21 protein-coding genes are annotated in these 18269 nt (G+C 58.2%); 5 read left to right on the top strand and 16 right to left on the bottom strand.

The window, feature by feature from the left end:
• Window positions 1-42 precede the first annotated feature (42 nt).
• Genes thiO through pilV form a run of 5 tightly spaced genes read right to left on the bottom strand, consistent with a single transcriptional unit; the run spans window position 43 to window position 3273 of the window.
• Complete coding sequence (gene thiO / locus TU84_RS04090; protein WP_048367352.1) at window positions 43-1143, bottom strand: glycine oxidase ThiO; 1101 nt, start codon at window positions 1141-1143, stop codon at window positions 43-45.
• Window positions 1144-1177: 34 nt separating this feature from the next.
• Entirely contained in the window at window positions 1178-1579 is a 402-nt protein-coding gene (locus TU84_RS04095; protein ID WP_048367354.1) for a type IV pilin protein, read from the bottom strand.
• A 10-nt stretch (window positions 1580-1589) separates the two neighbouring features.
• Window positions 1590-2132, bottom strand: a complete 543-nt coding sequence (locus TU84_RS04100) for a pilus assembly PilX family protein (RefSeq protein ID WP_048367358.1) — start codon at window positions 2130-2132, stop codon at window positions 1590-1592.
• An 8-nt stretch (window positions 2133-2140) separates the two neighbouring features.
• Entirely contained in the window at window positions 2141-2836 is a 696-nt protein-coding gene (locus TU84_RS04105) for a PilW family protein (RefSeq protein WP_048367361.1), read from the bottom strand.
• Window positions 2833-3273 carry a type IV pilus modification protein PilV gene (gene pilV / locus TU84_RS04110; RefSeq protein ID WP_228392647.1) on the bottom strand — a complete coding sequence of 147 codons (441 nt, stop codon included), beginning with the start codon at window positions 3271-3273 and terminating at the stop codon, window positions 2833-2835. The genes TU84_RS04105 and pilV overlap by 4 nt, the downstream gene beginning before the upstream one ends.
• 231 nt (window positions 3274-3504) lie before the next feature.
• On the opposite strand from pilV, the gene TU84_RS04115 reads away from it, so the two are divergent.
• The gene (locus tag TU84_RS04115) at window positions 3505-4044 is read left to right on the top strand and encodes a GspH/FimT family pseudopilin (RefSeq protein WP_048367363.1); all 540 of its coding nucleotides are present in this window, start codon (window positions 3505-3507) and stop codon (window positions 4042-4044) included.
• Here TU84_RS04115 and ispH read toward each other — a convergent pair.
• The 6 genes from ispH to murJ form a co-directional block, all read right to left on the bottom strand.
• Window positions 4041-4988, bottom strand: coding sequence for a 4-hydroxy-3-methylbut-2-enyl diphosphate reductase (gene ispH, locus TU84_RS04120; RefSeq protein ID WP_048367366.1), 948 nt, complete (start codon window positions 4986-4988; stop codon window positions 4041-4043). The two genes, TU84_RS04115 and ispH, sit on opposite strands and share 4 nt — an antisense overlap.
• A 65-nt stretch (window positions 4989-5053) precedes the next feature.
• The gene (fkpB, locus tag TU84_RS04125; RefSeq protein ID WP_048367368.1) at window positions 5054-5491 is read right to left on the bottom strand and encodes an FKBP-type peptidyl-prolyl cis-trans isomerase; all 438 of its coding nucleotides are present in this window, start codon (window positions 5489-5491) and stop codon (window positions 5054-5056) included.
• On the bottom strand, window positions 5484-6002 hold the full coding sequence (gene lspA / locus TU84_RS04130; protein WP_048367375.1) for a signal peptidase II: 519 nt from the start codon (window positions 6000-6002) through the stop codon (window positions 5484-5486). The genes fkpB and lspA overlap by 8 nt, the downstream gene beginning before the upstream one ends.
• Window positions 5995-8826 (bottom strand): isoleucine--tRNA ligase, encoded by a 2832-nt coding sequence (ileS, locus tag TU84_RS04135; RefSeq protein WP_048367381.1) that lies wholly within the window; start codon window positions 8824-8826, stop codon window positions 5995-5997. Before ileS ends, lspA begins: the two co-directional genes overlap by 8 nt.
• A complete protein-coding gene (ribF, locus tag TU84_RS04140) occupies window positions 8823-9773 on the bottom strand; it encodes a bifunctional riboflavin kinase/FAD synthetase (protein ID WP_048367383.1) in 951 nt (316 codons plus the stop codon). The genes ileS and ribF overlap by 4 nt, the downstream gene beginning before the upstream one ends.
• A 118-nt stretch (window positions 9774-9891) precedes the next feature.
• A complete protein-coding gene (murJ, locus tag TU84_RS04145) occupies window positions 9892-11430 on the bottom strand; it encodes a murein biosynthesis integral membrane protein MurJ (protein WP_048367385.1) in 1539 nt (512 codons plus the stop codon).
• A 249-nt stretch (window positions 11431-11679) separates the two neighbouring features.
• Between murJ and rpsT the strand changes: the two genes are divergently transcribed.
• A complete protein-coding gene (rpsT, locus tag TU84_RS04150) occupies window positions 11680-11958 on the top strand; it encodes a 30S ribosomal protein S20 (RefSeq protein ID WP_048367387.1) in 279 nt (92 codons plus the stop codon).
• 159 nt (window positions 11959-12117) lie between these two features.
• On the opposite strand, the gene TU84_RS04155 is transcribed toward rpsT, so the two are convergent.
• From TU84_RS04155 to rplU, 5 genes are all read right to left on the bottom strand, one after another.
• Entirely contained in the window at window positions 12118-12579 is a 462-nt protein-coding gene (locus TU84_RS04155; RefSeq protein ID WP_048367388.1) for a CreA family protein, read from the bottom strand.
• Between the two features lie 13 nt (window positions 12580-12592).
• On the bottom strand, window positions 12593-13711 hold the full coding sequence (gene proB / locus TU84_RS04160; protein ID WP_048367803.1) for a glutamate 5-kinase: 1119 nt from the start codon (window positions 13709-13711) through the stop codon (window positions 12593-12595).
• A gap of 124 nt (window positions 13712-13835) precedes the next feature.
• Window positions 13836-15062, bottom strand: coding sequence for an Obg family GTPase CgtA (gene cgtA / locus TU84_RS04165; protein ID WP_048367390.1), 1227 nt, complete (start codon window positions 15060-15062; stop codon window positions 13836-13838).
• A 195-nt stretch (window positions 15063-15257) separates the two neighbouring features.
• Window positions 15258-15533, bottom strand: a complete 276-nt coding sequence (gene rpmA / locus TU84_RS04170; RefSeq protein WP_047273595.1) for a 50S ribosomal protein L27 — start codon at window positions 15531-15533, stop codon at window positions 15258-15260.
• Between the two features lie 34 nt (window positions 15534-15567).
• On the bottom strand, window positions 15568-15882 hold the full coding sequence (gene rplU / locus TU84_RS04175) for a 50S ribosomal protein L21 (protein WP_007950961.1): 315 nt from the start codon (window positions 15880-15882) through the stop codon (window positions 15568-15570).
• A 241-nt stretch (window positions 15883-16123) separates the two neighbouring features.
• On the opposite strand from rplU, the gene TU84_RS04180 reads away from it, so the two are divergent.
• The 3 genes from TU84_RS04180 (at window position 16124) to TU84_RS04190 (ending at window position 18200) form a co-directional block, all read left to right on the top strand.
• Entirely contained in the window at window positions 16124-17092 is a 969-nt protein-coding gene (locus TU84_RS04180; RefSeq protein ID WP_048367394.1) for a polyprenyl synthetase family protein, read from the top strand.
• A 300-nt stretch (window positions 17093-17392) separates the two neighbouring features.
• On the top strand, window positions 17393-17734 hold the full coding sequence (locus TU84_RS04185; protein ID WP_048367396.1) for a zinc ribbon domain-containing protein YjdM: 342 nt from the start codon (window positions 17393-17395) through the stop codon (window positions 17732-17734).
• Between the two features lie 193 nt (window positions 17735-17927).
• On the top strand, window positions 17928-18200 hold the full coding sequence (locus TU84_RS04190) for a PA4570 family protein (protein ID WP_048367398.1): 273 nt from the start codon (window positions 17928-17930) through the stop codon (window positions 18198-18200).
• The last annotated feature ends 69 nt before the right edge of the window (window positions 18201-18269 follow it).

Below are 18269 nucleotides of genomic sequence, written 5' to 3' on the forward strand. Positions count from 1 at the left end.
GTAGCCTCGCAAGGCTCGTCAACGGCTACGGGTTGGTGTGCTTTAAATCCGCCCGGTCGGCGCATACGGCGTCGGGTCGATAATCGGCTCACGGCCCAGCAACAGGTCGGCAAACAACTGACACGACGCTGGCGCCAGCACCAGGCCGTTACGGTAGTGCCCGCAGTTAAGCCACAACCCGTCAAACCCAGACATCCGGCCAATGTACGGGATGCCCTCAGGCGAGCCCGGTCGCAGGCCAGCCCAATGCCCCACCAGTTCGGCATCCGCCAGCGCAGGGATCAACTCAACGGCCGAAGCCTTAAGGCTTTCAAGCGCTACGTCGGTCGGCGTTTTATCAAAGCCTTCGTGCTCCAGCGTACTGCCGATCAGGATATGCCCATCCCGGCGCGGGATCGCATAACGGCCTTTTGCCAAGACCATGCTCGACAGCAGATCAGGCGCGCACTTGTACAAGATCATCTGCCCTTTTACCGGCTCCACTGGCAGCTCCAGGCCCAAAAGGCCCAGCAACTCGCCGCTCCAGGCACCCGCCGACAACACCACCTGATCGCCGCGAATCTCACCCTGCGCGGTGTTCACACCGGCAATGGTGCTGCCCTCACGGATAAACCCCTGCACTTCACAGTGTTCATGGACCGTCACATTCGCCATGGCGTGCAGCGCCGCTTTCAGTGATTTAACCAGCCGCGGGTTACGCACGTTTGCCACATCCGCCATGTAAATCGCCCGCGAGTAGCCACCACCCAGCACCGGTACGGCCTGTTCTACTGCCGGGATCTCAACGGCACTTAAAGGGCGACCTTCACGCTGCGCCCACGCCAGCGCTTGCTCTTGGTCTTCAAGGTCCATCCAGTACAGGCCGGTGGTGTGGACTTCTGGATCAACACCGGTGGTGGTGAACAGACGGTCGGCCAGTTGTGGGTAAAAGTCCTGGGACCAATGCGCCAACGCCGTGACGGCCGGGTTGTAGCGCCAAGGGTACAGGGGCGAGACAATCCCGCCGCCCGCCCATGAAGACTCTTGCCCGACGCCACTGCGATCCAGCAAAACCACGTGTTCAACCTCCGCCGCCAGGTTAAACGCCGTCAGAAGCCCGATCACGCCACCGCCTACAATCACCACTCGTTGCTGCTTAGCCATCTATCCACTCAGCTCAAAAAATGCACATTAATCGTCAGCGCCCCCAACACTGTTGCCTTGTCAGGTCCGGGGCGGCGTTTGTATTGGCTGCCAGGCCCACGTGGTTCAACGTGTAGTCACCACAGGCGTCTCCCGCCATGGGCGAGTCTGCTCGACGTGTCGCCGTCAACAGGTAGGTGTGATCGGCGAGCTCATAGGTCATCAGGTAGTGCTGATTACCCGGGCTGACATTTTCCGCCCCACTGTATAAACCTTTTTTCGTATAAAAACGCTCAAGACTTTGGGATTGCTCTGACAACAGCAATACAAGTTGAGCGCGATAGCCGCGCTTCACTGAGTCGCTGTAAAGCGGATACGCGAACGCGCCAAGGATGCCGATGATCGCCACCACGATCATCAACTCCATCAACGTGAACCCTGCTCCATACCTTTTCATACCGTTGCCCTTACTGGATTTGCCGCCACATGATGCGTCGAAACTGCTGACGTACGGGTTCGCCCGCCTCGCTGTCTGTTGGCTGATAACGCGCATAAACGCTCTCCAGCACCGTACGTGAAGGGCCGCGCGCCCCAACGGCGGTCACACGGTAAAAGTGCGCTGAAGCAATACCCGGCAAGTGTGCAGGCGTTACGCCCACACCCAGGCTTTGAATACCGAACACGCCATCAGGCGCCTTAAGCCACAGCACACCGGACTGCGGGTCCAGGCCGGGCAAGACCTGCGTGCGGGCCGACAAAGGCGGCACGCATTGAGCCGGCGCGCTGCATACCAGCAGCTCACGCCACTGCGTCTGCACCTGCGCCTCGCCCATGCGCAGCCCCGTTTCCGCGGCCTGCAACGAGTGATTGGCAAACCACACACTGCCCGCCATTTTTTCTTGCTGCACGGCGCTCTGTAAGGAGGTAAGCCCCAGCACACTGAGCAACAGCAACAATGTGAGGCAAACCAACAGGACCATGCCCGACTGTTTACGCGGGTAATCACGCATAACTCCCCCTAACCCAGCCGATTACGCAGGGCCACCACCAGGTGGTAGGTCTGATCCTTTACCCGTGCCTTGGGATCGCGCAGTGTCAGGGCTATTTTCAGGCTGCGGATACTGGCCAAACTACTTGGGCTTTGTTCATAGCGCTGAACCGATGCCCCCGCTGCCGAACTGGCGACACCAAACGTCACCTCAAACGCCGCCACGTTATCCAGCAGCACCGCTTTACCCGGGCCAGTCTTGAGCTGCCCGTTCTCAAACCAGTAAACAACGTTACGTAATGCAAAGGCGGTTTCACCGGGTTCAAGCGGCCCAGGCTGCCCGGCATAGGCCTGTGCATAACGTTTACAGTCCGACACCACCGTCCAGTCCGGCCGGGTGCCTTGCAGGCCGACATCACCACTGACGAACCGCCACGACCTGGAACCCGCTGCGCCCTGCCATGAAACAGGCGTCTGGAACACGGCAGGCGCATTGATGATGCTGTCGGCCGACAGGCAGCCGAACATGCCAATCATGCGAATTTCCTGCGCGATTTTGCTCAGGACAAAACGGGCGTCTTCTTGGGCGATGGCGGCGGCATACTGCGCTAGGTAAGTCTCACGGGCACTCAAAAATACCTGGGTGGCACCCGACATCAGCAGCACGCCCAGCCCTAGGGCGATCAGCAGCTCTATCAGGCCAAACCCGGCATTGCGACGTGTCATGAGGCGCCCATCGCAAACCCGGATGCGATCTGGCTGGTCAGGCTGAATGTTTGCCACTGGCCCCCGGCACGCGTGTCGTCCCATTGCAGAGTGATGGCCACCTGACGCTCGTTGATCGCAATGCTGCCCTTGGCACTTGCCCCGCCGAATTGGCGAACATTGCGCTTGAAGTCACTCAAATCCTGGCCCAGCACACTGTGCAACCCCGCTCCGGCAGTCGCCCCGGCGTAATCAGCCGCAGGGTTGGCGCGAATACGATCCAGCATGTCGTAGGCAATAAAACTGGCTTGGGTAGTCATTAACGCGCTGTCGGTGTGTTTCAGCGCATTCAGCTGTACGGCGGCCGCCCCCAGCAACCCGCCCGCCAAAATAACTGTCGCCACCAGCACCTCAATCAAGGTGACCCCGCTTTGCCGGCGTTTATCCGATCGATTCATGTGCGCCACCCTGGCCATCACTCGCCGACACGTCCTGTGTCGACCTGCCAAAAGCCTAGCCCTGTACACAGGCCATGTTTGTAGGATCTGGCTGGTAAAGCGCCGGGACTAATCGTCCATTCAGGTAAGCTACCTAACGCTGATAACGCTTTAAACATGCTGAAATCGTTGCGTGAGCGGCACACGTCATGGCTGAGCTATACCGATACAAGCGCAAGGAAGCGCGAGGGCATGTCCAGGGAGGACAACGTGTATCAACACGGCATGAGCATGATCCAACTGTTGTTCACGCTGGCGATTGTCGCGATTACCGCGCAATTCGCCGGCCCGGCCTACGGCGTTCTGGTTGAACAGCAACGCCGTCAGGTCGCGGCCGAACAATTGGCCAGCGGTTTGCGTAACGCGCGCACCGAGGCGCTGGTTCGCCACCACTATGTAGTGGTGCACGCACTGCAAGACGATTGGAGCAAAGGCTGGAGGATTATTCTGGATCAGAGCGGCCGGGGGCATCTGGATGAGAGCAACCCGGTCCTTGCGTACAAGCAAGGCAACGCGCAAATACCGATTGCCGGCAATACGCCGGTCAAACATTACGTGCGGTTCAACCCGCTGGGCGAACCGTTATTAAGTGGCGGGGCATTTCAGGCGGGGACGTTACATATCTGTCAGGCCGACACCGCTCTGAGCCACTACCAAGTGGTACTCGCCAAGAGCGGTCGGATCAGCCTGCGCAGCGATCAAGCAACGCAGGCATTGTGTGCCACGGCTTAAATCAGGGAGCGAACGCGCAGTTCTTTAGGCATCGAGAAGGTGATGTTCTCTTCGCGGCCAGCCAGTTCGTCTGCCCCCGTTGCGCCCCAGGCATGCAACTGCTGAATCACACCGCGCACCAGCACCTCAGGCGCCGACGCCCCTGCGGTAATACCAATGCGCTGCACACCTTCAAACCAGCTTTGTTGCAGGTCTTCGGCACCATCAATCAGGTAAGCCGGGGTGGCCATGCGTTCAGCCAGTTCGCGCAAACGGTTGGAGTTTGAGCTGTTCGGGCTGCCCACCACCAAGACCACGTCGCACTCGTCGGCCAGTTGCTTGACCGCATCCTGACGGTTTTGCGTGGCGTAGCAGATGTCGTCCTTGCGCGGGCCGCCAATGGCCGGGAAGCGCGAACGCAGCGCGTCGATCACACGGCTGGTGTCGTCCATCGACAAGGTGGTCTGGGTCACAAACGCGAGTTTTTCGGGGTTGTTGACGTGCAGGTTGGCGACATCTTTTTCGTCTTCAACCAGATAAATCGCGCCGCCATTGCTCGCGTCGTACTGCCCCATGGTGCCTTCGACTTCCGGGTGCCCGGCGTGGCCGATCAGGATGCACTCACGGCCATCGCGGCTGTAGCGTGCCACTTCGATATGCACCTTGGTCACCAGCGGGCAGGTGGCATCGAACACTTTGAGGCCACGGCCTGCCGCTTCGGTACGCACGGCCTGGGAAACGCCGTGGGCACTGAAAATCACGATGACGTCATCCGGCACCTGGTCCAGCTCTTCAACAAAGATCGCGCCACGGGAGCGCAGGTCTTCGACCACAAATTTGTTGTGCACCACTTCGTGGCGAACATAAATAGGCGGACCGAAAACTTCGAGAGCGCGATTGACGATTTCAATCGCTCGGTCCACCCCAGCGCAGAAGCCACGGGGGTTGGCGAGTTTGATGTGCATGCTGAGCCTCGTGGGTCGCGCAGAAAAATAATGCCAATCAGGCCCGGCACACGCCGGGCTCTGAATTACAGCGCTTTAACGTCTTTGATTTCCACGTCGAAGGTCAGGGTTTTGCCTGACAACGGGTGGTTGAAATCAATGGTCACTTGCTCGTCGTCAAAGGCTTTGACCACACCCGGCAGCTCGGTGTTGGCCGCGTCATTGAAGATCACCAGCAAACCTTCAGACAGGTCCATGTCCTTGAACTGCGAACGTGGAATGATCTGTACGTTTTGCGGGTTAGGCTGGCCGAACGCGTTTTCCGGGAGGATTTGCAGGGTGCGTTTGTCGCCCGCCTTGAAACCGAACAAGGCGGCTTCAAAACCTGGCAACAGGCTGCCATCACCCACCTTGAAGGTCGCAGGGGACTTGTCGAATGTACTGTCGACGGTGTCGCCATTCTCCAGGCGCAATGCGAAATGCAGCGTGACTTCCGTGTTCTGGCCAATACGTTGCTCAGTCATGAGCCGGTTCTCCAGACTTTTTACTTTTGAACATATCCAGTGCCAGCATCACCGCGCCCACGCAAATCGCACTGTCGGCGAAGTTGAAGGCCGGGAAATACCAGCGGTTTTGCCAATGCACCAGAATGAAATCGACCACATGACCGTACACAATCCGGTCATACAGGTTGCCCAGCGCGCCGCCCAAAATCAGCGCCAGCGCAATCGCCAACCAGGTGTCATTGCGCCCAAGGCGCTTGAGCCAGACGATCAGCACGGCGCTGACCACAATGGCGATCAGGGCAAACAGCCAACGCTGCCAGCCAGCACTGTCAGCCAAAAAGCTGAAGGCTGCGCCGGTGTTGTAGGCCAGCGTCCAGCTGAACAGGTCCGGGATGACCACGATTTGCTGGTACATCTGCAAGGCGTTGTCGAAATAGACCTTGCTGGTCAGGTCAATGACCAGGACCAGCACAGTCAACCAGAGCCAGCCCAGGCGCCCGAAGCGCCCGGCAGTGCTGGTGTTAGGCATAGTGACGTACCTCGCCGGTGCCGCTGATGTTGTCAACGCAACGGCCGCAGATTTCCGGATGCTCCGGGTTCACGCCCACGTCTTCACGGCAATGCCAGCAGCGCGCGCACTTGGCGTGTGCCGACTTGACCACTTTGAGCTTGAGGCCCGGTACTTCGGTGACCACAGCGTCAGCCGGTGCCAGCGCAAAAGGCGCAACACTGGCGGTGGAGGTGATCAGCACGAAGCGCAGTTCGTTGCTCAGCTTGGACAGGTCAGCGGCCAGTTCAGCTTCGGCGAACAAGGTCACTTCTGCCTGCAAGTTGCCGCCAATGGCCTTGGCTGCGCGCAGGTTTTCCATTTCCTTGTTGACCGCAACCTTGACCGCCATGATCCGCTCCCAGTAGTCGCGGTCCAGCTCGGTGCCTTCCGGCAGTTCGCTCAGGCCGTCATACCAAGTGTTGAGCATGACCGATTCGTTGCGCTCGCCCGGCAGGTATTGCCACAGTTCGTCGGCGGTGAAAGCCAGGATCGGAGCGATCCAGCGCACCAGCGCTTCAGAGATGTGGAACAGCGCGGTCTGGCACGAACGACGGGCCTTGCTGTTGGCGCCCGTGGTGTACTGGCGGTCCTTGATGATGTCGAGGTAGAAACCACCGAGTTCCTGGACGCAGAAGTTGTGCACTTTGGAGTACACGTTCCAGAAACGGTATTCGCCGTAGTGCAGCTCCAGCTCACGTTGCAGCAACAGGGCGCGGTCTACTGCCCAACGGTCCAGCGCGAGCATTTCTTCAGCAGGCAGCAGGTCGGTGGCCGGGTTGAAGCCGGTCAGGTTGGAAAGCAGGAAGCGCGCGGTGTTACGGATACGCCGGTAGGCGTCCGCACTGCGCTGCAGGATCTGGTCAGACACTGCGATTTCGCCCGAGTAGTCGGTCGAGGCCACCCACAGACGCATGATGTCAGCGCCCAAGGTATCGTTGACCTTCTGCGGTGCAATCACGTTGCCCAGCGACTTGGACATCTTGCGGCCCGCTTCGTCCACGGTGAAACCGTGAGTCAGCAGTTCGCGGTACGGCGCGTGGTTGTCGATGGCGCAGCCGGTCAGCAACGACGAATGGAACCAGCCACGGTGCTGGTCGGAACCCTCAAGGTACAGATCGGCACGCGGGCCGGTCTCGTGGCCCATCGGGTGCGAACCGCGCAGCACGTGCCAATGGGTAGTACCCGAATCGAACCATACGTCCAGGGTATCGCTGATTTTGTCGTACAGCGGCGCTTCGTCGCCCAACAGCTCGGCCGGGTCCAGCTTGAACCAGGCTTCGATGCCTTCGACTTCAACGCGCTTGGCCACTTCTTCCATCATTTCGACGGTGCGTGGGTGCAGTTCACCGCTTTCCTTGTTCAGGAAGAACGGGATCGGCACGCCCCAGTTGCGTTGACGCGAGATGCACCAGTCTGGACGGTTGGCGATCATCGAATGCAGGCGCGCCTGGCCCCAGGCCGGTACGAACTGGGTGTCTTCGATGGCTTGCAGTGCGCGGGTACGCAGGGTCTCGCCCGCTACTGGCTCTTTGTCCATACCGATAAACCACTGCGCGGTTGCGCGGTAGATCAGCGGGGTTTTGTGACGCCAGCAGTGCATGTAGCTGTGGCTGATGGTTTCGGTGAACATCAACGCGTCGACTTCGGTCAGCTTGTCGATGATGTTCTGGTTGGCTTTCCAGATGAACTGGCCACCGAAGAACTCCAGCGACGGCACGTACACGCCATTGCTTTGAACCGGGTTGATGATGTCGTCGTTGACCATGCCATAGGCTTTGCAGGTCACGAAGTCGTCTACGCCGTAAGCCGGTGCGGAGTGAACCACGCCGGTGCCAGCGCCCAGTTCAACGTACTCAGCCAGGTAAACCGGCGACAGGCGGTCGTAGAACGGGTGACGGAAGTTGATCAGTTCCAGTGCCGAACCGGTGGTGGTGGCGATCACAGACCCTTGCAGGTTGTAACGCACCAGGCTCGATTCAACCAGTTCTTCAGCGAGCACCAACAGTTTGTCGCCCACGTCGACCAGCGCGTAGGTGAACTCCGGGTGCACGTTCAGCGCCTGGTTGGCCGGGATGGTCCACGGGGTGGTGGTCCAGATCACGATCGCCGCCGGCTTGCTCAAGGTTGCCAGGCCAAAGGCCTCGGCTAGCTTGGCGTCATCGGCAACCGGGAAGGCAACGTCGATGGCCGACGACTTTTTGTCCTGGTATTCGACTTCTGCTTCAGCCAGGGCCGAGCCGCAATCGAAGCACCAGTTCACTGGCTTCAGACCTTTGAAGACGAAACCGCCTTTGACGATTTCGGCCAAGGCACGGATTTCACCGGCCTCGTTTTTGAAGTCCATGGTTTTGTACGGGTTGGCGAAGTCACCCAGCACACCCAGACGGATGAACTCGGACTTTTGGCCTTCGATCTGCTCGGTCGCGTAGGCACGGCACAGTTCGCGAGTTTTATCCGCGGACAGGTTTTTACCGTGAGTCACTTCGACCTTGTGCTCAATAGGCAGACCGTGACAGTCCCAGCCCGGTACGTACGGCGCATCGAAACCGGCGAGGGTTTTCGAACGCACGATCATGTCTTTCAGAATCTTGTTCAGCGCATGACCGATGTGAATCGTACCGTTGGCGTACGGAGGACCGTCATGAAGTACGAACTTCGGACGATCCTTACTAATCTCGCGCAACTTCCCGTACAGGCCAATGCTGTCCCAGCGCTGCAAAATTTGCGGTTCGCGCTGTGGCAGGCCGGCCTTCATTGGGAAGGCTGTGTCCGGAAGGTTTAACGTGGATTTGTAGTCGGTCATTTCAGGCTCTTTTTAAGCGGTTGACCCAGCCAAAAGGCTCGGGCGGCGGCGACGTCCGCATTGATCGCCGTCTTGAGCGCCTCCAGGGAGGCAAAACGCTGCTCATCACGCAGCTTGTGGTGGAATGCCACGGTCAATCGCTGGCCATACAAATCGCCAGCGAAATCCAATAGATGTACTTCAAGATGGGCGTTGCCATCCCCTGCTACGGTAGGTCTGACGCCGATATTAGCGACGCCGGGCCAGGTTTTACCGTCGATCTCGACGCTCACCAGATACACCCCGGTCAACGGAACACGACGACGCTTGAGCTGGATATTGGCGGTTGGCGTGCCCAATTGGCGCGCCAGCTTTTGCCCGTGCAACACCGTGCCGGCAATCTGGAACGGGCGGCCCAGCAAGCGCTCTGCCTGGGCGAAATCGCTCTTGGCCAGCGCATCACGCACTTGGGTGCTGCTGATGCGCACGCCGTCCAGCTCAACGGTTTGCGCGGCTTCGACGGTAAAGTTCTGCATGACGCCTGCTTGTTGCAGGAAGTCAAAATCACCGATCCGGTCGCAGCCAAAGCGGAAGTCGTCACCGACCTCAAGGTGCTGCACACCCAGGCCATCGACCAGGATCGTGTCGACAAACTCGGCAGCGCTGAGCTTGCACAGGCGTTGATTGAACGCCAGGCACAGCACCCGATCAACCCCGGCGTCAGCCAACAGCTGCAATTTGTCGCGCAGGCGGGCCAGACGCGCCGGAGCGGTTTCAGGGGCAAAGAATTCGCGCGGCTGGGGCTCAAAAATCACCACGCAGCTGGGCACGCCCAACTCCAGTGCACGTTCACGCAGCCGCTCCAGGATAGCCTGGTGACCACGGTGTACACCGTCAAAGTTGCCAATAGTGGCGACACAGCCCCGATCTTGGGGCCGCAGATTGTGAAGGCCTCGAACCAGCTGCATAACGCGCTTCTTGCTCATAAAGTGGCCGATTATAACCACACCCGGCCCGTGACGACAGGCGACAGCGCAAGGCAAATCAGGTCAAACCGACAAAATAGACGTTTGACCGTAATTTTCCTTACATCAGAGACTTGCGGGCGAAATCCTTCAAACGCAAGCCCAACAGCAACAACATACCGAAATAAGCCAGTATGCCCGCAGCCACCAAGCCGCCAAGGCGCATAAAGCGCTCGAGCATATGGCCTTGATCCCAGGCGGGCATAACGTGCATCAAGCCCATCAGCACAGCCGACATCACCGCTACCGCCAGCACCAGCTTGAACAGGTACAACGACCAGCCCGGCTGGGCGATAAACAGCTTTTGCTTGCGCAACTGCCAGAACAACAGCCCGGCGTTGATGCACGCGCCCACGCTAATGGCCAAGGCAAGCCCGGCGTGCTGCAGCGGCACGATAAACACCAGGTTGAGCAATTGCGTGACCACCAAGGTGAACACGGCAATTTTTACCGGGGTGCGGATGTTTTGTTGCGCATAGAAGCCGGGCGCCAGCACTTTGATCAGAATCAGCCCGAGTAGACCGACCGAATACGCCATCAGGGCGCGCTGGGTCATGGCCGCATCCAGGGCACTGAACTCACCGTACTGAAACAGCGAGACGGTCAGCGGTTCCGCCAGGATCGCCAAGGCCAGTGCACACGGCAACACCAGCAAAAAGCACAGACGCAGCCCCCAATCGAGAATTCGCGAGTACTCCTGACGGTCTTTATTGGCGTAGGTCTTGGACAGCGTTGGCAGCAGGATTGTGCCCAATGCCACCCCGAGCACACCGGACGGCAATTCCATCAAGCGGTCTGCGTAGTACATCCAGGACACCGACCCGGCCACCAGAAAGGAGGCAAAAATCGTGTTGATGATCAGCGAAATCTGACTGACCGACACCCCCAGAATGGCCGGCACCATCTGTTTCATCACACGCCATACACCGGTATCGCGCAAATTGAGGCGCGGCAGCACCAGCATGCCGATTTTTTTCAGGTGCGGGAGCTGGAACAGCAACTGCGCAAGGCCACCGGCCAGCACCGCCCAGCCCAGCGCCATCACCGGCGGGTCAAAGTACGGGGTCAGGAACAGGGCAAAGATGATCATGCTGACATTGAGCAGCGTCGGCACAAACGCCGGCACCGAGAAGCGGTTCCAGGTATTGAGGATCGCCCCGGCCAGCGATGACAACGAGATCAGCAATATATAAGGAAAGGTCACCCGCAACATGTTGGAGGTGAGTTCAAACTTCTCGGGCGTGCTGGCAAACCCTGGCGCCGTGGCCCAGATCACCCAGGGCGCAGCCAGTATGCCCAGCAAGGTGACGATGGCCAGCACCAGCGTCAGCAGCCCGGCGACATAGGCCACAAAGGTGCGCGCGGCCTCCTCGCCCTGCTGATTTTTGTATTCGGCCAAAATCGGCACAAACGCTTGCGAAAAAGCGCCTTCGGCGAAAATCCGGCGCAGCAGATTGGGCAGCTTAAAGGCAATAAAGAACGCATCTGTTGCCATACCCGCGCCAAACATGCGCGCCACGATGGTGTCCCGGACAAAGCCCAGAACCCTTGAAATCATGGTGATGGAGCTAACAGCAGCCAACGACTTGAGCAAATTCATTGAAAGAGTTTTTGCCTTTAGAGAAAGAGCAGGCGAACAAAGCGTTCACTTATGCGATACTGCGCGCCGCAACAGCACAGAGCCAAGCTCGCGAGTTTACAGGTCAAGCGCCGGAAATAAATCTCCCGTCTCCCTCGATCAACCACTCAGCGGCTCGAATCAATCGCCCTTGACAAGAGTTGTCGTCATCGGCATGATTCGCGGCCTATTTTGTTTGTTAATTCCAAAAGTCTTTCGAGGAGCTCGACGGTGGCCAACACACCTTCCGCCAAAAAACGTGCAAAACAGGCTGAGAAGCGTCGCAGCCACAACGCCAGCCTGCGTTCCATGGTTCGTACCTACATCAAGAATGTAGTTAAAGCCATCGACGCAAAAGACGCTGTTAAAGCGCAAGCTGCTTATGTTCTGGCTGTCCCTGTTATCGACCGTATGGCCGATAAAGGCATCATCCACAAGAACAAAGCTGCTCGCCATAAGAGCCGCCTGAATGGCCACGTCAAGGCGTTGAACCTTGCGACTGCTGCTTAAGCGATAAGCTTTTAAAAAAACCGACCCTAGGGTCGGTTTTTTATTGCCTGCGATTTAGCAAACCCTTGTAGGAGCGAGCTTGCCTCGCGATCTTTTGAGGTTAAAAGATCAAAAGATCGCAGCCTTCGGCAGCTCCTACACAGTCACTTAGCGCTTTTATTACCGCTGCGGCCACGGCAAGATCGGGATCGCAGTCACCGCGTTCTGCGGGCTGCCTTCGATCAGGCGGTCGCTGTACACCAGATACACCAGCGTGTTGCGCTTCTTGTCGAGAAAGCGCACCACTTGCATGGTCTTGAAGACCAGCGAAGTGCGCTCTTTGAACACCTCTTCGCCATCTTTCAAATCACCCTTAAAGCTGATCGGACCGGTCTGACGACAGGCCAATGACGCTTCAGCGCGATCTTCCGCCAGGCCCAGACCACCTTTCATGCCGCCAGTCTTGGCCCGCGACAGGTAGCAGGTCACGCCATCCACCTTCGGGTCATCGAATGCCTCGACCACAATGCGGTCGTTCGGCCCAACAAATTTGAACACGGTCGACACCGTGCCAATTTCCTCAGCCGATGCCAACAAAGGCACCGCCAAGATCAAACCCAACAGACCGCTAAGCAAGCGCATTCAACACCTCAATTCACACCAGGATCAGGTTATCGCGGTGAACCAACTCTGGTTCAGCCATGTAACCCAACAAGCTGACAATCGCCTCAGACGACTGCCCAATAATTTTTTGCGCTTCAGCCGCACTGTAGTTGGCCAGGCCACGGGCAATTTCTCGTCCATCAGGCGCCACACACACAACCATTTCGCCACGACGGAACCCGCCCTGCACGGCTTTGACGCCCACCGGCAGCAAGCTTTTATGCCCTTCGGACAATGCCGCCACAGCACCGGCATCCAGCACCAGGGTGCCGCGCGTTTGCAGATGCCCGGCCAGCCACTGCTTGCGCGCCGCCAGCATGCCACGCTCAGGCGACAACAATGTACCCAGGCGCTCGCCTGCCTTCAGACGGTCCAGCACACGCTCCAGGCGACCACCCACAATGATGGTATGCGCCCCGGAACGCGCCGCCAGACGCGCCGCACGCAGCTTGGTCTGCATGCCGCCGCGCCCCAGCGCACCGCCGGTGCCGCCCGCCACTGCATCCAGCGCAGGATCATCGGCACGCGCCTCATAGATGAGATTGGCGTCCGGATTGTTACGCGGATCGGCATCGAACATGCCGTCACGGTCGGTCAGGATCACCAGCAGGTCAGCCTCGACCAGGTTGGCCACCAGCGCCGCCAAGGTGTCGTTGTCACCAAAACGGATTTCGTCCGTGACTACGGTGTCGTTTTCGTTGATCACCGGGATCACACCCAACTCAACCAGGGCGCGCAAGGTGCTGCGGGCGTTCAGGTAGCGCTTGCGATCAGACAGATCGTCATGGGTCAGCAGAATTTGCGCAGTGTGCCGCGAATGCTCGGCAAAGCTCGACTCCCACGCCTGCACCAAGCCCATCTGGCCAATCGCGGCGGCCGCCTGCAGCTCGTGCATTGCACTGGGTCGGACCGTCCAGCCCAAGCGGCTCATGCCGGCCGCCACCGCGCCCGAAGACACCAGCACCAACTCTACGCCCGCCTCATGCAAGGCCACCATCTGCTCGACCCACACGCCCATCGCGGCGCGATCCAGGCCCTTGCCATCTGCTGTCAGCAATGCGCTGCCGATTTTCACGACCCAACGCTGCGCACCTGTCACCTTGCTCCGCATCATCATCCAACCTATGCCTGAGAGCAGCGCGACCGAGCGCCACCCATGGATTTATTCTTGATTACAGTTTCACAGATACCAAAACGCCGCTCAATTGAGCGGCGCTGTAGTTTACTGCAACGAATCAGTCGCGGACGTAAATGATTTCTGGACCATCTTCGTCATCAACATCTTCTTCGTCCCAGTCATCATCACCCATGTCATGGACGCTCTTCACGCCGCTGCGACGCAGGGCACGCTTGTCATCCAGGGCTTGAAGCTGCGCACGCGCTTCGTCTTCGATGCGCTGATCAAGATCGGCCAGCTCTTCCTTGTACACCGGATCATTGGCCAGACGGTCAGCACGGTCTTCAAGATAGCGCATGATGTCGTGGCACAGCTTGTCGGTACCGATTTTGGCAATCGCCGAAATCACGTACACAGGACCGGTCCACTCCAGGCGATCAACCACTTCTTTAACGCGCGCATCGTGCTCGTCTTCCGGCAGCGAGTCGCACTTGTTCAGCACCAACCAACGGTCACGCTCAGCCAGCGACGGGCTGAACTTGATCAGCTCGTTAACGATCACTTCAGCGGTATCAGCCGCGCTGTCAGTGCCTTCAACCGGTGCCATGTCGACGAGGTGCAACAACAGACGGGTACGCGCCAAGTGCTTGAGGAAGCGAATCCCCAGGCCCGCGCCATCCGAAGCACCTTCGATCAAGCCCGGAATGTCGGCAATCACGAAGCTCTTCCAGCGATCAACGCTCACTACACCCAGGTTTGGCACCAGAGTGGTGAACGGGTAATCAGCCACTTTAGGCTTGGCCGCAGACACCGAACGAATAAAGGTACTTTTGCCCGCATTCGGCAAGCCCAGCAGACCGACGTCAGCCAGTACTTTCAATTCCAGCTTGAGGTCACGCTGCTCACCCGGCTTACCCGGTGTGGTTTGGCGTGGCGCACGGTTGGTACTGGATTTGAAACGGGTGTTGCCCAGGCCGTGCCAGCCGCCGTGTACAACCAGCAAACGCTGACCCGCAACCGTCAGGTCACCAATGATTTCCTGAGTACCAGCGTCAATCACGGTAGTGCCCACCGGCACACGCAGTACCAGGTCTTCGCCCTTGCGGCCGGTGCAATCGGTGCTGCCACCGTTAGAGCCACGCTGCGCGTCAAAGTGACGGGTGTAGCGGTAGTCAACCAGGGTGTTCAGGTTCTCGTCAGCGACCATGTAGATCGAGCCGCCGTCACCACCATCACCACCGTTAGGACCACCGTTTTCGATGAACTTCTCACGACGGAAACTCATGCAACCGTTACCACCGTCGCCTGCTTTTACTTTGATCGATACTTCATCTACAAACTTCATAACAAAACACGCCTCTCGTCATCAGGACGAGCCGATAAAAACCAAGACATAAGACTCTTGCAAAAATGAGCGCAGCGACCCAATCAACAGCCGTTAAATCCAGCGCCTAAGCCCATACAAACAGTTTTGCAAGAGACTCACCCCACAAACGAAAAAGCCCCGTCGCAAGACAGGGCTCTTCCAGCTACCAAGCTATTACGCTGCGACGACTTCAGTCTTCGGAACGATGCTTACGTAGCGGCGACCGAAGGCGCCTTTAACCTGGAACTTGATCACGCCTTCCACTTTCGCGAACAGAGTGTGATCTTTGCCCATACCAACGCCGTAGCCAGCGTGGAATTGGGTGCCGCGCTGACGCACGATGATGTTGCCCGGAACGATAGCCTGGCCGCCATACATCTTCACGCCAAGGCGTTTGGCTTCTGAGTCGCGACCGTTACGGGTACTACCACCAGCTTTTTTGTGTGCCATGAGTCAATTCTCCTAGTGAGGAATTAGGCTGAAATTAAGCCTGAATACCGGTGATTTTGATCTCGGTGTACCACTGGCGGTGGCCCATACGCTTCATGTGGTGCTTACGACGACGGAACTTGATGATGCGTACTTTATCGTGACGACCTTGGGAGATCACTTCAGCAACAACAGTGGCGCCAGCAACAACTGGAGCGCCGATATTTACGTCGTCGCCATTGGCGACCAACAGAACGCGATCAAAAGTGACGGATTCGCCAGTAGCGACTTCCAGTTTCTCGATCTTCAGGTATTCACCCGGTGCTACTTTGTATTGCTTGCCACCAGTAACGATTACTGCGTACGACATGGTATTTCTCCGATAATCCTGCTCACCCAGCGCTTTATAGGTAAAGGTATTGGCTGGCATGGCTGCATGGGGCTGGAACGGCCCAAGTGCAATTGCGTAAGGCAGGTGCTGCCCAGGAAGTTCAGGGTGCGCGATTGTACGCAAGGCACGCGGGTGTTGCAAGGGGCCGTCCATCGCGCCTTGACAGGCCCAGCCCCCCGACCTAGCATGCCGCGCAACCCTTCTGGAGCACCTGTCGCTGATGCAACCCCAAGCTTTCTACCGCGCGGTGGCGGACGATTTTAGCGCCGTCGACGGCATCATCAAGAAGCAGCTGACTTCACGCGTACCGCTGGTCTCAAAAATTGGCGACTACATCACTTCGGCCGGCGGCAAACGCCTTCGTCCTTTATTAGTGTTGTTGTGCGGCAAGGCCCTGGGCCGTGAAGGCGATGACCTGCGCTTGCTGGCTGCCACCATTGAGTTCCTGCACACCGCGACCCTGCTGCATGACGACGTGGTCGACATGTCCGGCATGCGCCGTGGCCGCAAGACCGCCAACGCCACCTGGGGCAACGCCCCGAGCGTGCTGGTGGGCGACTTCCTGTACTCGCGCTCCTTCGAAATGATGGTCGAGCTGGGCTCGATGCCGGTGATGAAGATTCTTTCACAAGCCACCCGCATCATTGCCGAAGGCGAAGTGTTGCAGCTGTCCAAGGTCCGCGACGCCAGCACCACCGAAGAAACCTACATGGAAGTCATCCGCGGCAAGACCGCCATGCTCTTTGAAGCATCGACCCACAGCGCCGCCGCGCTGGCCGGTGCAACCCCTGAGCAACGCGAAGCCTTGCGCACGTTTGGTGACCACCTGGGCGTGGCTTTCCAACTGGTCGACGATCTGCTCGACTACCGTGGTGACGCCGAAACCCTGGGCAAGAACGTCGGTGATGACCTGGCAGAAGGCAAACCAACCTTGCCGCTGATTTACACCATGCGTGAAGGCACACCCGAGCAGGCTGCTCTGGTGCGTACGGCCATTCAAAAAGGCGGTATTGAAGACCTCGAAAGCATTCGTGCTGCCGTGCAAGCTTCGGGCTCGCTGGAATACACCGCACAATTGGCTCGCGACTTCGTTGCCCGCGCCATTGCCTGCCTTGAAGCCCTGCCGCCAAGCGAATACCGCGATGCGCTGGTTGAGCTGAGTGAGTTCGCGGTAGCCCGCACGCACTGATGGCGATCAAAGCAGCACTACGCGCAGGCGTGGTGCTGCTGCTTTTTCAACGACCCAAGATCAAAAGATCGCGAGACAAGCTCGCTCCTACCGCCCCATCGGCACGTACCACCCCTTGTAGCAGTTGACGAGCCTGCGAGGCTACGTCCGGCTGCGCAGCAGTCGTAAAACCATCCAACCAAGATCAAAAGATCGCGAGACAAGCTCGCTCCTACCGGTAAAAAACCTGTAGCCCCCCATCGGCACAAAAACCCTATATAATGCGCGCCTTTTAGCCATCCTGACTTTTAAGGAGCTTTAGTGAGCACGTTGCCACCCTGCCCAAAATGCAATTCCGAATACACCTACGAAGACGGCGCACAGCTGATCTGCCCGGAATGCGCCCATGAGTGGTCCGCCAACGGCGATGCTGACGAAGCCAGCGATGTAAAAGTCTACAAAGACTCCGCAGGCACAGTGCTGAACGACGGCGACACCATCACCGTGATCAAGGACCTGAAAATCAAGGGCACGTCCCTGGTGGTCAAAGTGGGCACCAAGGTTAAAAACATCCGCCTGTGCGATGGCGACCACGATATCGACTGCAAAATCGACGGCATCGGCCCGATGAAGCTCAAGTCCGAGTTCGTGCGCAAAGTCTGATCCTGTGGCTGACCTTCCTGCGCCTGCGCAGGAAGGGGTCATTCCCCGCAACACTCTCCCCGCCCTACCCTAAAGCCAGCTACGTTGACCCACGGCAGTTTTTACAAAGAAAAAAAAGAAATCCGCCAATAGGCACTTGCTATTAACTGAATAAGAATTATTCTCATTGTCATTCATCTAGGAGATGACAACGATGACTTATTTAATTGATGCATGGCTGGACCGCCCACACCCTTACCTGCGAATCCTGCACCGGGAAACCGGCGAAGTCTGCGCGGTACTGGAAGAAGAAGCGCTGAATGAACTGCAAGACCAGGGTGACCTGGACTTCAACGGCCTCAACTCAAGCGAGCCGCTGGTGCTCAAAGAGCTGGTGCGTAACCTGTTCCTGTTTTGCTATGCCCGGGCATTGCGCCCCATCGGCACCGCAGTCCATCACGAACACCACGCCAAAATAGAAATATGACTATGACCGCACAATGCTAAACGGCCCTGTAGGAGCGAGCTTGTCTCGCGATCTTTTTAAAAGATCACA

It is taken from the genome of Pseudomonas helleri, assembly GCF_001043025.1.
Taxonomy (GTDB): domain Bacteria; phylum Pseudomonadota; class Gammaproteobacteria; order Pseudomonadales; family Pseudomonadaceae; genus Aquipseudomonas; species Aquipseudomonas helleri.

Bases quoted from the DNA above. Each gene is read 5' to 3' on its own strand.
- thiO (WP_048367352.1), bottom strand. From the start codon at position 1,143: ATGGCTAAGCAGCAACGAGTGGTGATTGTAGGCGGTGGCGTGATCGGG.
- TU84_RS04095 (WP_048367354.1), bottom strand. From the start codon at position 1,579: ATGAAAAGGTATGGAGCAGGGTTCACGTTGATGGAGTTGATGATCGTG.
- TU84_RS04100 (WP_048367358.1), bottom strand. From the start codon at position 2,132: ATGCGTGATTACCCGCGTAAACAGTCGGGCATGGTCCTGTTGGTTTGC.
- TU84_RS04105 (WP_048367361.1), bottom strand. From the start codon at position 2,836: ATGACACGTCGCAATGCCGGGTTTGGCCTGATAGAGCTGCTGATCGCC.
- pilV (WP_228392647.1), bottom strand. From the start codon at position 3,273: ATGAATCGATCGGATAAACGCCGGCAAAGCGGGGTCACCTTGATTGAG.
- TU84_RS04115 (WP_048367363.1), top strand. From the start codon at position 3,505: ATGTCCAGGGAGGACAACGTGTATCAACACGGCATGAGCATGATCCAA.
- ispH (WP_048367366.1), bottom strand. From the start codon at position 4,988: ATGCACATCAAACTCGCCAACCCCCGTGGCTTCTGCGCTGGGGTGGAC.
- fkpB (WP_048367368.1), bottom strand. From the start codon at position 5,491: ATGACTGAGCAACGTATTGGCCAGAACACGGAAGTCACGCTGCATTTC.
- lspA (WP_048367375.1), bottom strand. From the start codon at position 6,002: ATGCCTAACACCAGCACTGCCGGGCGCTTCGGGCGCCTGGGCTGGCTC.
- ileS (WP_048367381.1), bottom strand. From the start codon at position 8,826: ATGACCGACTACAAATCCACGTTAAACCTTCCGGACACAGCCTTCCCA.
- ribF (WP_048367383.1), bottom strand. From the start codon at position 9,773: ATGCAGCTGGTTCGAGGCCTTCACAATCTGCGGCCCCAAGATCGGGGC.
- murJ (WP_048367385.1), bottom strand. From the start codon at position 11,430: ATGAATTTGCTCAAGTCGTTGGCTGCTGTTAGCTCCATCACCATGATT.
- TU84_RS04155 (WP_048367388.1), bottom strand. From the start codon at position 12,579: ATGCGCTTGCTTAGCGGTCTGTTGGGTTTGATCTTGGCGGTGCCTTTG.
- proB (WP_048367803.1), bottom strand. From the start codon at position 13,711: ATGCGGAGCAAGGTGACAGGTGCGCAGCGTTGGGTCGTGAAAATCGGC.
- cgtA (WP_048367390.1), bottom strand. From the start codon at position 15,062: ATGAAGTTTGTAGATGAAGTATCGATCAAAGTAAAAGCAGGCGACGGT.
- rpmA (WP_047273595.1), bottom strand. From the start codon at position 15,533: ATGGCACACAAAAAAGCTGGTGGTAGTACCCGTAACGGTCGCGACTCA.
- rplU (WP_007950961.1), bottom strand. From the start codon at position 15,882: ATGTCGTACGCAGTAATCGTTACTGGTGGCAAGCAATACAAAGTAGCA.
- TU84_RS04180 (WP_048367394.1), top strand. From the start codon at position 16,124: ATGCAACCCCAAGCTTTCTACCGCGCGGTGGCGGACGATTTTAGCGCC.
- TU84_RS04190 (WP_048367398.1), top strand. From the start codon at position 17,928: ATGACTTATTTAATTGATGCATGGCTGGACCGCCCACACCCTTACCTG.